The following is a 13,910-nucleotide window of genomic DNA, read 5'->3' on the forward strand; positions in this document are numbered from 1 at the left end:
AGGTTGGTGTGTGATGGCGCACTGAAGGATCAGCGTTTGGTATTGCGGTAGATGGCCAGCGCTGCATAGAACGACTGGGCAAACTCCTGGCCGACGGTCGCCTGGTTCTTGTCGATCACCGGCTGCACCGCAGCGCGGATCTTTTCCAGCTCGGCAGCGGGCATCTCGCCCACCTGCATGCCATGCGATTGGAGCTGGGCGACCACCTCGCCAGCCTGGCGCAGCTCTTCGCTGCGCTGCAGGGTGCGGGCCTTTTCGGCGGACTGCTGCACGGCCTGCTGCTGCGCGGGCGTCAGGCCCGACCACCATTTCTCGGACGCGATCAGTGCGACGGGCGTGTATACATGGTTGGTGATGGTCAGGTACTTCTGCACCTCGTACATCTTGTTGGCATACATGTCGACCACCGGGTGCTCATAGCCATCGAGCGCCTTGATCTCCAGCGCGGGATAGACCTCGGAGAAGGCCATCGGCACGGCGTTCATGCCCATGGCATTGAAGCTGGCCAGCGCCATCGGGCTTTGCATCACGCGCACGCGCAAACCCTTCATGTCCGCCAGCGTCGCCAGCGGCCGCTTGCTGTTGGACATATTGCGGAAGGCGCCGCCCGCCCAGACGAGGCCACGCATCTTCATATCGGCAATGTCGCCCAACATCTGGCGGCCCACGGGGCCATCGAGCACATGGGCGGCCTCGGCATCGCTGGCAAACAGAAACGGAAAATCAAAAATCTGCAGCGCCTTCTTGCGCGCGGCGATGGGCGAGAGCGCGCCCATGTACAGGTCCTGCGTGCCGCTTTGCACTGCAATCAGCATCTTGTCTTCGCTGCCCAAGGTGGCGCTGCTGTACACATCGATCTGCACCTTGCCATCGGTGGACTTGGCGACATCGGCGGCAAACTGCTTCATCGCGATGGCGCGGGGGTGCGAATCGGCAAAGGAATGGCCCAGGCGTGCGCGCTTGCCCTCCTGGGCTTGCGCGGGCGCCAGGCCCAGCACCACCAAGGTGGCGCAGGCCAGGCCTGCAACGAGGCTGCGGCGTGGAATCAATTTCATGGTTGGCTCCTTGTCTTTTTTGGGCAAAGCCCGCCCTTGGCGCTTGCTGCTTGCAAGCGCCCAAGGCTCTTCAATGAATGGGTTTGGGGTGACGGTTTGAGGCTTAGCGGCTCATCATCTCCAGCGGCCACATCACGATCTGCGGGAACACCACGAGCAGGAACATCACAATCGTCTGGGCCACCATGAACGGAATCACCCCCTTGATGGCGCCGCTCATCGGTATCTTGGCGACCCCGCAGACGACATTGAGCACGGTGCCCACCGGAGGGGTGACCAGGCCGATGGCGTTGTTCATGATGAACAGCACGCCGAAGTAGACCGGGTCGATGCCCGCCTGCTTGAGCACCGGCATCAGCACGGGCGTCATGATCAGCACCGTGGGCGTGAAATCCAGCGCCGTGCCCACCAGCAGTACCAGCACCATCAGCGCAAAGGTAAGCAGCATCTTGTTGTCCATCAGCGGCTCGACCAGCGCGGCCAGCTGCTGCGGAATGTTCGCGGTGGTGATCAGCCAGGCCGATACACCGGCGGCCGACACCAGGAACATGATGATGGCCGTGGTCTCAGCTGCGCGGTAGATCAGGCCAAACAGCTGGTTCAGCTTGATCTCGCGGTAGACGAACATGCCCACCAGCAGCGAGTACATCGCAGCCATGACGGCGGCCTCGGTCGGGGTGAACCAGCCGAACTTCAGACCACCGATGATGACCACCGGCAGCACCAGCGCCCACAGCGATTGGCGTGTGGCGGCCAGGCGTTCAGCCGTGCTGCGCTTGGGCTCGGTGACGATCGGGTCACGGCCAATGCACCAGCGCCAGGCCAGCAAGATCGCGGCACCCATCAACAGGCCCGGCACAATGCCGGCGATGAACAGCTTGGTGATGGACACGCCACCGGTCACGCCATACAGAATCATTGCGATCGATGGCGGAATCACCGGCGCGATGATGCCGCCGCAGGCGATCAAGCCGCAGGAGCGGTTGACCTCATAGCCGGCCTTGCGCATCATCGGCACCAGCACGGCGGCCAGTGCCGCCGTATCGGCCACGGCCGAGCCCGAGAGCGAGGCCATGATGACCGCAGCGCCCACGGCCACATAGCCCAGCCCGCCCCGGATATGGCCAATCCAGGCCATGGCCATGTGGATGATGCGGCGCGTCATGCCGCCGGCGTTCATGAATTCGCCCGCGAGCATGAAAAACGGCACGGCCAGCAGTGGGAAGCTGTTGGCGCCATCCCACATGTTCTGCACCACGATCTGCGGATCGGTAAAGCCCATGTAGTACATCAGCGCCAGACCGCAGCCGATCAGCGCAAACGCAATGGGCATGCCCAGCGCCATCAGGCCCAGCAGCGACGAGATAAAAATGAAGATGGTCATGCGCGACCTCCTTGGGACCGGGCCTGCGATGGGGTCTGCTCCTGCATGGCGTGCTCGGCCTCGCGTGCCTCTTCCATGCCCTCTTCCTGCACATCGATCAGCTCATCGTCCGCCACCTTGCCCAGCACCAGACGCACTAGGTTCGACAGGCAGATGAAGCCAATGGCCGCCCCGGTGAAATAGCTCACACCGTAGACCCAGAGCATGCTCAGTTGGGCCACCGGAGAGGCATTGCCCGCGATGATGTCGTGCTGCAGCCAGGTGCCGTAGACGATATAGACGCAGCACAGCAGCATGATGGCCTGGCTCAGGCCCCAGCACACGCGGCGGCCGGCCAGCGGCATCATCTGCACCATCAGGTCCACCCCCAGATGGGCGCGCTTGCGCATGCCCACGATGGCGCCCAGAAAGGTCAGCCACACAAAGGCAAAGCGCGGCACCTCTTCGGACAGATCAATGCCGGTATTGAAAAACAGCCGCAGCATCACATTGCCGAACACCATCACCAGCATGACGAGCATGCACAGCACCATGGCGATTTCCAGCGCGCGCGTCAGCCCGTCGGCGAGCATTTTGAGTACCTTGCCCATGGCAACACCTTTCCCGGCAGCGCGGCCTTGTGCCGTGCCGCCACCTGAATGCTTGTATGTCTATGCCGGCAGCGCCGCGCCATGAGGCGCTGCCAGAACCTTGAAAAGAAATGCAGGGAGCGGACCCAGCCTATGCCGGCCTGGGCCCATACCCTTCCTGGGCCTTACTGGGCCTTGCGCGCCTGCTCGATTTCGGCAAAGAAGCCCTTGACGAACTCATCGCCGATCTGCGGCGAGAACTTGGCCAGCACGGGCTTGATCTTGTCCTGCATGCGTGCCAGCTCGGCAGCGGGCATGGTGTCCACCGTCACACCGGCCTTCTTGAAGTTGTCGATGGCCTGGCTGTCGCCTTCATCGAGCAGCTTGCGCTGCAGCAGGCCCGCTTCGGTCGCGGCCTTTTGCACACCGGCCTTGTCGGCGGGCGAGAGGCCATCCCAGAACTTCTTCGATGCGACCAGGGCCGACGGCGTGTAGACGTGGTTGGTGATGGTGATGAACTTCTGCACTTCCTGCATCTTGTTGGCCCACATGTGCTGCAGCGGGTTCTCCTGGCCGTCGAGCGCCTTGATCTCCAGCGCCGGGAACACCTCGGCAAAGGCCATCGGGGTGGCATTGGCGCCCAGGGTCTTCCAGGTATCGAGGGCCACCGGGTTGGTCATCACGCGGATCTTGAGGCCGCTCACATCCTCGGGCTTGGCCACGCGGTGCTTGCTGTTGGACAGGTTGCGAAAGCCCATGCCGGTCCAGGTCAGGCCCACCAGGTTGGCCGGTGCGATCTTCTCGAAAATCTTCTTGGACGAGGCGCCATCGAGCACCGCATAGACTTCGGCCGAGTTGCGGAACATGAAGGGCAGATCCCAGACCTGCACTTCCTTGATCCGCGAGGACAGCGGCGCCAGGGTGCCGATGTACAGATCCTGCGTGCCAGCCTGCACGGCCTGCAGTTGCTTCTCGTCGCTGCCCAGCACCGCGCTGTGGTAGGCCTGCACCTTGACATTGCCATTGGTGTAGGTGGATGCGAGCTCGGCGAACTTGTTCATCGCGATGGCTTGCGGGTGGCTCTCGGGCATCGCATGGCCGACGCGGGCCTTGACTTCGGCATAAGCGGCGCCAGCGCCCATTGCCGATGCCGCCAGGGTGGCCAGCACGATGCGGCGCAGTTGGAAGTGAGTGGTCATCTGTCTGTCTCCGTCTTTGTTGTCAATCGAAAAAAGCCGGCGCTGCTGGCCCGGCATGCTGAGAATCAGGGGGTCTGCAGGCTCCCATCGGCCAGGCGCGTCTGCGTCCAGGTGGTCACTTCGCTGCTGCAGGGGTACTTGGCCGCTTCGCGCTCGTCAATGTCCACACCCAGGCCGGGCAGGTCATTGGCGTAGACATAGCCATTGCGGAATGTGGGCAAACCGGGGAACACGGCCAGCAGCGCATCGCGCGGGCCCTTGAGCGCCTGGATCACAAAATTGGGCGGCTCGGTGCCCGACCACTCTTGCACGCCAAAATTGCGCGAGGCCAGGTCGATATGGATATTGGCCGCATGCGCCAGCGGCGACATATCGCCCGGGCCATGCCAGGCTGTGCGCACGCCGTACTGCTCGGCAAACAGCTGCAGCTTGCGCGCCGGTGTGATGCCGCCCACCTGGCTCAGGTGCACGCGGATAAAGTCAATCAGCCGCTCGGCGATAATGCCGCGCCATTCAAAGGGGTGGTTGAACAGCTCGCCCTGGGCCAGCGGCACATTGGTCTTGTCGCGCAGCTGGCGCAGCCAGTCGCCCTCCTCCAGCGCAATCGCGTCTTCCAGAAAGAACAGCTCATAGGGCTCCAGCGCCTGCGCAAAGCGGATGGCATCGGCGGGTTTCAAGCGCTCGTGCACGTCATGGCACAGCTCCACCTCAAAGCCGATGCGGCTGCGGATGGCGTCAAACATCTTGAGCGTCTCGCGCATGTACTTGCGCGCATCCAGATAGATGCCGTCAGCGGCGCCCCGGGGCGCCGTGCCGGGCGCCGCGCCAAAACCGCCACCGCCATAGCCGCCGCTTTGGCAGCGGATATGGGTGATGCCCTGCTCGCGGTACTTCTGGATGTTGTCGCAGAGCTCTTCCAGATCCCGCCCATCTGCATGGCGGTAGATGGGCACGCCCTCGCGCAGCTTGCCGCCCAGCAGTTGGTACAGCGGCATGCCGGCCTGCTTGCCTTTGAGGTCCCACAGCGCCATGTCCACGCCCGAGATCGCATTGTTCTCGATGGGGCCGTTGCGCCAGTAAGCGTTCTGGTGCATCAACTGCCACAGCTCTTCAATCTGGCTCGCATCGCGGCCGATGAGGAGCGGGCGCAGGTACTGCTCGACCAGGCACTGCACTGCCAGATGGCGGTAGGCAAAGGTGGCGCAACCCAGGCCGAAGAGGCCGGGCTGGTTGGTCTCGATCCTGACGACCAGCAGGTTGATTCCCTCGGGCGCCGTCGCGATGACTTTGACGTCGGTAATCAGGGTAGCCATGGTGCCGCGCCCGCTTACAGCACCGCCAGCCAGCCGCCATCCACATAGATGATCTGGCCGTTGACGTAGTTGGATGCACCCGAGGCCAGGTAGATGGCCGTGCCCACCAGCTCATCGGGCCGGCCCCAGCGCTGCGTGGGGTTGCTGGCCTTGACCCAGGCATCAAACGCGGCGTTGTTGACCAGCGCCTCGTTCATGTCGGTGAGGATGTAGCCCGGGCCGATCGAGTTGGCCTGGATACCATGCATGGCCCACTCAGCGGCCATCGCCTTGGAGAGCATCTTGATGCCGCCCTTGGCCACCGTGTACGGCGCCACCGTGGCACGGGCCGCCTCGCTGGTCAGCGAGCCGATATTGATGATCTTGCCGCCCGTCCCGCGTTCGATCATGCGGCGCGCTGCGGTGCGGCCCACCACAAAGGCCGCCGTCAGGTTGGTGTTGATGACCCGGCTCCAGTCCTCCAGCGACACATCGAGCAGAGGCTCGCGGTGCTGGATGCCGGCATTGTTGACAACGATATCGATCGCGAGGCCTTGGGCATCGAACGCAGCAAAGGCCGCTTCTACCGCCGCCTGGTCGGCCACATCAAAGGCCGCCCCTTGGGCTTTGAGGCCCATGCCCTGCAACTGCGCCACAGCCGCATCCACTGCTGCCTGCTGGCGGCTGTTGACCACCACCGTTGCCCCCGATTCCGCCAGGCCCTGGGCCAGCGCCAGCCCAATGCCGCGCGAGGAGCCGGTAATCAGCGCCGTACGGCCCGACAGATCAAACAGGGAACGAGACATGGAATGGCGACCTTGAGAATTTCAGAAGTCGCCATCATCGGTTTATTTGTATGATGATTGAATCAGAGCAAACCCTAGGAAATACGCCACCCTTGCGCTTTGCGCGACAGCCGCGCGAAACCTGGATGTACAGGCTTTCAGGCGGGTGCGCCCCAACGGGCAATCGTGTCGGCCAGCAGTGCCCGCATCCACAGCTGCGCATCATCGGCACTGCGCCGCTCAATCGCCGCCAGCACCTTGCCGTGCATCAGCAGACCATCATTGAACTGCCCGGCCTGCTGGGCATTGACGGTGAGCAAGGACTCCAGCGCCGAGGCCACAATGCCGCCCAGCGAGATCAGCAAGGGGTTGCCCGTGGCCTGCAAGATGCTCTGGTGGTAGGCCAGGTCGGCGACCACCCATTCATCAATGGACGTTGCGGCCTCCATCGCCGCAAAGGCCTGCTGCAGCGCCAGCAACTGCGCATCGCTGTGCATGCGCGCTGCCAGCGAGGCAGCGGCCGGCTCCAGAATGCCGCGCATGACCATCAGGTGCCGGCCCAGCTCCTGGTCCACCCCCTGGCTGCAGAGCCAACCCAGCACATCGGCATCAAACAGGCTCCACTGCTCCTGCGGCCGCACGCGCGTACCGGTGCGGGGCCGCGCCTCCAGCATGCCCTTGGCGCTGAGCGCCTTGATCGCCTCGCGCACCGCAGTACGGCTCACCCCCAGCCGCTCGCACAGCTCCTCCTCATTGGGCAAGGTGGCGCCAGGTCCGTACTCGGGACTGGCAATCAGCCGCCCCAGGCTGTCCATCACCTGGTGGTGCAGACTGCTGCCGGGCTGTGACGATAAGGACATGGGAATCGGTGGTGGTATAGATTCATTCATCATACAAAATAAAACGGATGGGGGCCAGCGTCTGCAGACTTCGAGTGCTGACCACGCCTTGCGGCAGATCATGCCCGCCTTCTGCGCCCAAGCACGGGACTCGCCTTTGCAGATGCGACACGCAACCGCGCTGCATGCGAACCGCCGCTTACATGTGTACGCCATCGCTTTGGTGCCGTGATGAACCCACACCCCCGTTTCCCAGCAAAAGGCCGCCCGAAGGCGGCTTGTGAGGGCGACAGCCCGAGCCGCTATACGCGACGGCGGCCCTTGCCTGCCACACCGACCATGCCCATCGCCGCCAGCAGGCCGGAGGCCAGCAAGATGCCCCATGTGCTGACGCTAGGCACCGGTGTAGGCGCGACGACCGTTTGCACAAAGACCTGGCTGTCCTCTGCCGGGTAATTTGCATCACCGCTGTACCGCGCCACAATCTCATGTGCCCCCAACGCATACAGCTTGTTCGTGGTCAGGCTGGCTGCGCCATCCACCAAGGGGGCAACGCCCAGCGAAGTGGTGCCGTCAAACACTTCCAAGCTGCCCGTGGGCACAGGCGCAGCCTTGGTCTGCAGCGCAGCACGCTTGGCTGCATCAAAGGCTACCGCTACGCCAAAGGTCACGTTCTGACCAGGCTGCGAGGGATTGAGGCTGGACGAGACCGTGATCGACGAGCCCCCTTGGCCGACTGCAATGGTCTGCTGCACCTGCTCAGCCGCATCAAAATTGGCATTGCCCAGCTGGTTGGCATTGATCACGCAGTTGCCCACGCCGTTGAACTCCACCACGGCCGCAGTCACGCTACAGACAGAAGCACTTGCAGCGTCAATCGCAAAAGTCACCGCATTGCCGGATTGACCGCCGGTGGCTGTCACCGTGTAGGAACTACCGACCTTGGGTGTCGCAGGGACGTTGGAGCTAAAACTAATCACCTGCGCACCCTTGCTAACGGTCACATTCCGCTGTATTTGCGGGGCGGCCAGGTAGTTGTCATTGCCAGCCTGGTCCGCCTGGACCGTGCAGACCCCCGCAGCAACCATGGTGATGACCGAGCCATTGGCCCCGCCTGACGAGCAGATCGCAGCACTGGCCGGCGCAACACTGAACGTCACCGGCAGGCCCGAGGCTCCACCGGTAGCCGCCACCGAGAAGGTGCCGTTCTCACTGTAGGCCGGAGCAGCGGGAGTCACATCGATCGCGGAAATCACTTGTGCAGCTTTGGTGATGGTGACATTCAAAGTTGCCTCAGTGGCAGCGTTGTAATTGGTATTGCCGGCCTGGTTGGCCAACAAAGCACAGACCCCACTACCCAAGATGGAGACGGTGTTGCCACTGATCGAACACACTGCACTGCTGGACGCTGCCACGCTGAAGACCACTGGCAAACCGGAGGCGCCGCCAGTGGCAGCCACCGAGAACGAACCACCGGCGCTGTACGCCGGGCTGGCAGGGGTCGCAATAAAGGCGGAAATAGCTTGCGCGGCTTTGCCGATGGTGATATTCAATGAGGCCTGGCTGGCCACGCTGTAGTTGGCATTACCCGCCTGGTTGGCCTGAAGCGCACAAACGCCGCTGGCAGCCATAGTGACGGTGCTGCCTGCGACGGTGCATACACTTGGGGTCGTCGAGCTGTATACCACTGGGTTGCCAGAGCCACCGCCAGTGGCCGTGACGGTAAATGTGCCGCCTGGGGCATAGACAGGGCTGCCGGGGATTGCCGCAAAACCGCTGATGGCCTGACTGCCTTGTGCGATGGTCACGGTATAAGCCCGTGAACCACTGAAGCCGTTGCTGGACGTCGCTTGCACCGTGAAGTTAAACGAACCTGCCGCTGTCGCTGTTCCGGACAGTACGCCTGCAGGAGAGAGCGTCAGCCCAGTGGGCATTGTGCCTCCCGTTACCGAGAAGGTGTAGGGACCAGTGCCACCATTAGCGCTCGTTGCCGTCAGGGTCTGCGAGTACGCGCCATTGAACGCGCCGTTGGGCAAGGTAGCCGGATTGACGCCGACGGCTACGGTCACACAGCTCAGATTGGCGTTGACCACATTGCTGCTGATGGCAGTACCGGATGCATTGGCCACGCTGCACAGCTGCCCCGAAGGCGCACTTGAAACACTGATACTCCAGTTGGCACCTTGTGGAAGCTGCGTAGCAAAGTTGTAGCTGCTAGCGGCTTGCGCCACCACGACTTGCTGGGAACTAGCAGGATTGGTTGCATTGAGCTGCAATGTGACGCTGGCAGTCTGCCCTGAAGCAGCTCCGCCCACAGAGAATGTACTTGGCGCAAAACAAAGAAGTGCTGCGCCATTTCCGGCCTGCACGCCATTGTTAATAGTGACTGCCGACATACCGGTAGCCCCTGAGGAGCCACCGGCACCGCCGCCGCCACCACCATTCCAGTTTTGCTGGCAAGCTGTGGTACCTACACCGGCGCCGCCACCGCCTGCACCTACAGTGGCACCGCCACCGCCACCGCCGCCAAACCCGGCGCCGCTGAACGAACCAGAAAAGTTGAACGAGTCACCGCCATCGCCATTGCTGGCGTTGCCGGGCGTAGCGGGGAAGGTACCACACCCTCCACCGCCAGTACCACCGGTGCCTACCGTGCCGCCTGCGCCGCCAAAGGGGCCAGGGCCACCAGGTACTGTGGCACCTGCGCCGCCAGTTCCACCTCCACCTACACCGCCATTGCCACCGGCAATGACATTGGCGGTGCTCCAGCCCGCATTGCCGCCACCACCGCCTCCGCCTGCTATTGCAACCCGGTTGCCGATGCCATTACCGCCTATGCGAAGGTCTGTCGCCCCACCGCCAATACCATCAGCCCCCTGGCCAATGCCGCCAGGGTTGACGGCCTGCGATCCCTGCCCACCGACCCAGACGGACAAGGTGGCACCAGGAGTAACAGCCACAGTGCCTCGCACATGCCCGCCAAGTCCGCCACTGCCGCCGGGCGAATTGGGGCTACCGCCAATGGTCCCCGCTCCGCTACGGCCTGAACCACCCTGCGCTCCGCTGAGGTAGGCCGTGAGGCTAAAGACACCGGCAGGCACTGTGACGGTCTGCTCTCCGCCTGTGAATCCGAAGGCCGCAGGCGTCTCACCTACTGCGCAGCTCTGTGCGTTGACGGATGCAACACCCAGCAAAGCAGCAAGACCGAGAAGCCGTGAAGCACCTCTTTGCAGGCCCCTCTGCGACATAGGGGGAACACTGCGTTTCGCTGCAGATGCATCGCGTAATACATTGGGTATGCGCATGGGAGACCTTGCGGTTAAAGAATCGTCACATAGCAAAATGTTGCGTGCGCATCATTTTGTTGCAAGTTGACGTGCGCGTAATTTAGTGGGTATTTACTATTTTTACCATCCCCAAAAATAGTGATATTTATGTAGCCAAGCATGTATTTCACCCTTGAGTACCAGCACCTGGCCTACAAAAAAGCGAAAAGCTATCGATATCGCTGAAAATTCAACGAATAAGCATTTCCGCGCTACCCCATGCTCGACATCAGCGTGGGCACCCTGCCGATCTTGGCTGCATCGGGTTATCCGGAGGGAACTTCAACGCTGACCCCGCTGAAAGGCCGCCTCGCCGCGCAGAAATCCCAGCCATCACCGGACAGAAGTCACTTGGCATCAAGTGGCAGCGCACTCGCCAGCCACCGGCCAGTAATAGCTGTCCGGCATGGCCCGCGCACCAAAAATCGCCTGCCCCACACGCACGACGGTAGCACCCTCCTCCACCGCCATCTCGTAGTCCCCCGACATGCCCATCGACAGCCCATCCAGGCAGATACCGGCCGGCGCGTCCTGTCGCAGCTGATCGCGCAAGCCACGCAGGCGCACAAAGCACTGGCGCACCTGCGCGGCCTCGGCAGAAAACAGCGCCAAGGTCATCAGCCCGCGCACACGCAGCGCAGAGAAAGCGGGCAGCGCCTTGACGAATGCAGCAGCTTCCTCAGGCGGCAGGCCATACTTGCTCGCCTCGCCCGAGGTGTTGATTTGCACAAAGACATCCAAGCTGCGCCCTTCCACTTGCAGGCGCCGCTCGAGCGCCTCGGCCACACGCAGGCTGTCCAGCGCCTGGAACTCGGTTGCAAAGCGCGCCACCAGCTTGGCCTTGTTGGTTTGCAGGTGGCCGATGACCGACCACTGCAGATCGGGCAAATCCTGCATTGCCTCCCACTTGCCATAGGCCTCCTGCGGCTTGTTCTCGCCCAGCATGCGGCAGCCGGCGGCATAGGCCAGGCGCAGGCTGGACTCGGGCTTGGTCTTGCTCACAGGCAACAGGCGCACTGCCGCCGGGTCGCGCCCCACCCGCTGGCAGGCCGCCGCGATGCGGGCCTGGACGATGGCCAGGTTGTGGCGAAAGTCATCGACGGACTCGGCCTGTGGCCAGCGGCCATGCTGGTCATGCCGGGTCGCGGTAGTGAACTGACTGTGTGCTTTCATGCCGATGCTTTCTATGGTGCGTAGGTGCGAATCTGCCGGTGCATCAATCGCAATGCTGCAGCTCGATGATGGCAAAGCCACTGCGCGCGATCTCTTGCTCCACCGCTGGCGCAGCCGCCTGGACATGGCAAAAGCGGCATGCCTGCGCTGTCAACGATTCAGCCGGCAGCTGCTTGGCGGCCAGATAGCGGCGCCCATGCGCGAGCACGGCATCGATCCCCTTATCGGGCTCCTGGTCACGCACGAGGATATCGAAATGCATTCTGCGCCCATCGGGCCGCAGCACATAGGTGTCAAACACAGCAATCTTCATTCAGTACCTCTTGGGCAGCAACAGGTCGATGGGGAGCGCAGGTGCAGAGCTCACTTCAGCGCAACCTTCGGAAAATCCACTGGCACATCCAAGGCAACATTGATGTAGTTGGTAAACAGGTTCAAAGCCACATGCGCGATGATCTCAACCACCTGCTCGTCGCCAAAACCGACCTGGTGCAGGCTGGCAATGTCGGCATCGCTGATCTGCGCACGCTGCGCCACCACCTTCAACGCAAACGCCAACGCAGCTGCGGTTTTGGCATCACCCGAATGGCCAACCTGGGCGGCCGACATATCGGCCAGGCTGGCACCGGCCTTTTGGCCCAGCACCGTGTGGGCGGCCAGGCAGTATTCGCAGCGGTTGTAGTTGGCAATGGCAACCGCCAGTTGCTCGCCAAGCTTCGCACCAATGCTGCCCTTGCCCAGCGCGCCAAAGGCGGCCCACATGCTGTGCAACGCGGCGGGAGAGTTGGCGACCGCCTTGAACATATTGGGCGTGGCACCAAAGGCGCTGTGGATCTGGGCCATCACGGCTTGGCTGGCGGCGGGGGTGTTGTCGGTAGAAACGCGGGACATGAAAGACTCCTGAAGGGGTTGAAACGCAGAGCCAGTATGCGTGCCCCAAATGTATAATTTGGACTAATTAATTCACAAATAACACCAATTCGTACATCATGCAGCCCCCAGCCCCTATCGACCGCCTCTCCAGCATCCTGGAGCGCTTTCGCGTCAAGGCGCAGCTGCACCACTCCGGCGCGTTGTGCGGCCTGACCCACTTTGATGCCGGTGAGGGCTTTGGTTACCTGCATGTGCTGCGCCGTGGCGAGCTGGAAGTGAGCCACCCCGGTGCCCGCGATGTGCCGCAATCGCTGCGCTTTGACGAGCCCACCGTGCTGCTCTACCCTGCCCCGTTCACGCATCGCTTCCACAACCCGCCGGAAGAAGGTGCCGACTTCAGCTGCGCGCGCCTCGTGTTTGAAGGCGGGTCGGCCAACCCGCTCGCCCGCTCACTGCCGCCTTTAATAGCTTTGCCGCTGGCCCAGGTGCCCGGCATGGACATGGCGCTGCAACTGCTGCTGTCCGAAACCGGCCAGTTGCGCTGCGGCCAGCGCCTGCTGGTCGATCGTCTGTTTGAAGTCGTCGTGATCCAGCTGCTGCGCTGGCTGCTGGACCACCCGCAGGACGCCGGCATCCGCCCTGGCCTGGTCAATGGCATGTCCGACCCACGCTTGGCCCGCGCCCTGGTCGCCATGCACGAAGCCCCAGGCGACGCCTGGACCTTGGAGCGCATGGCAGCGCAAGCGGGCATGTCGCGCACCGCCTTTGCCAACACCTTTCGCGATCTGGTGGGGCAAACGCCTGCCGATTATTTGACAGGTTGGCGTGTGGCACTGGCCCAGAACGGGCTGCGCGAGAGGCGCTCGATCAAGGTGCTGGCGGAGGAGCTGGGGTATGCGAATCCTTCCGCCTTGTCGCGGGCGTTTGCGGGGAAGGTGGGGGTGTCGCCGAGGGAGTGGTTGGTCGGGAATAAAACATATTGACTCCTGCTCAACGTCTAAAGAGTCAGTCCCAGCAATAATGGGAATTGCAACTAAGTTCAGTTCAAATGTACTGCATTAGTGCAAATTTTTATGTCTTATGCTCCTCCGGCTGAGCACGCTTGGAGAAATTTCTTCAGCCTACCCGATGACCACAAATGCCACTTATATGGCATCGAGTCGACTGGGAAGCGCTATCTACGTGATAGTACAATCCAGTACGGCGAGGTCTTGAGCCTCTGACTCACCTAGTCTCAGGAAAAAACAAATTCTACAATGCTGTAAACCCTCACAATGACGCGATTCGCACCGTAGAATTGCTGAGATGATCGTCACGCAGAACACTATCAGAGTGCCACTTTATATTATAAAAATAATTTTTAAAATAAAAATCCAAGCTTAAAACTATTAAATACAGTGATTTAAATAAAATTT

General features: G+C 62.1%; 12 protein-coding genes. 1 reads left to right on the forward strand and 11 read right to left on the reverse strand.

The window, feature by feature from the left end; translation table 11 throughout:
* Nucleotides 1-29: 29 nt before the first annotated feature.
* The 11 genes from N4T19_RS06035 to N4T19_RS06090 form a co-directional block, all read right to left on the reverse strand.
* Nucleotides 30-1,055 carry a DctP family TRAP transporter solute-binding subunit gene (locus N4T19_RS06035; RefSeq protein WP_182341827.1) on the reverse strand — a complete coding sequence of 342 codons (1,026 nt, stop codon included), beginning with the start codon at nt 1,053-1,055 and terminating at the stop codon, nt 30-32.
* Nucleotides 1,056-1,158: 103 nt separating this feature from the next.
* Nucleotides 1,159-2,439: a TRAP transporter large permease gene (locus N4T19_RS06040; protein ID WP_116924071.1), complete on the reverse strand. Its 1,281-nt coding sequence runs from the start codon at nt 2,437-2,439 to the stop codon at nt 1,159-1,161.
* A complete protein-coding gene (locus tag N4T19_RS06045) occupies nt 2,436-3,029 on the reverse strand; it encodes a TRAP transporter small permease (RefSeq protein WP_116924072.1) in 594 nt (197 codons plus the stop codon). Before N4T19_RS06045 ends, N4T19_RS06040 begins: the two co-directional genes overlap by 4 nt.
* Nucleotides 3,030-3,193: 164 nt before the next feature.
* A complete protein-coding gene (locus N4T19_RS06050; protein WP_182341831.1) occupies nt 3,194-4,207 on the reverse strand; it encodes a TRAP transporter substrate-binding protein in 1,014 nt (337 codons plus the stop codon).
* Between the two features lie 65 nt (nt 4,208-4,272).
* Nucleotides 4,273-5,520, reverse strand: a complete 1,248-nt coding sequence (locus N4T19_RS06055) for an enolase C-terminal domain-like protein (protein WP_116924074.1) — start codon at nt 5,518-5,520, stop codon at nt 4,273-4,275.
* A 14-nt stretch (nt 5,521-5,534) separates the two neighbouring features.
* A complete protein-coding gene (locus N4T19_RS06060) occupies nt 5,535-6,305 on the reverse strand; it encodes an SDR family oxidoreductase (RefSeq protein ID WP_116924075.1) in 771 nt (256 codons plus the stop codon).
* A gap of 137 nt (nt 6,306-6,442) precedes the next feature.
* Nucleotides 6,443-7,144: a FadR/GntR family transcriptional regulator gene (locus tag N4T19_RS06065; protein WP_165841089.1), complete on the reverse strand. Its 702-nt coding sequence runs from the start codon at nt 7,142-7,144 to the stop codon at nt 6,443-6,445.
* 281 nt (nt 7,145-7,425) lie between these two features.
* Nucleotides 7,426-10,083, reverse strand: a complete 2,658-nt coding sequence (locus N4T19_RS06070; RefSeq protein ID WP_313900086.1) for a beta strand repeat-containing protein — start codon at nt 10,081-10,083, stop codon at nt 7,426-7,428.
* Between the two features lie 723 nt (nt 10,084-10,806).
* Nucleotides 10,807-11,622: a YggS family pyridoxal phosphate-dependent enzyme gene (locus N4T19_RS06080; protein WP_260719692.1), complete on the reverse strand. Its 816-nt coding sequence runs from the start codon at nt 11,620-11,622 to the stop codon at nt 10,807-10,809.
* Between the two features lie 43 nt (nt 11,623-11,665).
* Nucleotides 11,666-11,935: a DUF2024 family protein gene (locus N4T19_RS06085; protein ID WP_260719693.1), complete on the reverse strand. Its 270-nt coding sequence runs from the start codon at nt 11,933-11,935 to the stop codon at nt 11,666-11,668.
* A gap of 50 nt (nt 11,936-11,985) precedes the next feature.
* Nucleotides 11,986-12,513: a carboxymuconolactone decarboxylase family protein gene (locus N4T19_RS06090; protein WP_116924081.1), complete on the reverse strand. Its 528-nt coding sequence runs from the start codon at nt 12,511-12,513 to the stop codon at nt 11,986-11,988.
* Nucleotides 12,514-12,611: 98 nt separating this feature from the next.
* Here N4T19_RS06090 and N4T19_RS06095 point away from each other — a divergent pair, with 98 nt between their 5' ends.
* A complete protein-coding gene (locus N4T19_RS06095) occupies nt 12,612-13,478 on the forward strand; it encodes an AraC family transcriptional regulator (protein ID WP_260719694.1) in 867 nt (288 codons plus the stop codon).
* Nucleotides 13,479-13,910: the final 432 nt, after the last annotated feature.

It is taken from the genome of Comamonas squillarum, assembly GCF_025309455.1.
GTDB lineage: Bacteria > Pseudomonadota > Gammaproteobacteria > Burkholderiales > Burkholderiaceae_C > Comamonas > Comamonas squillarum.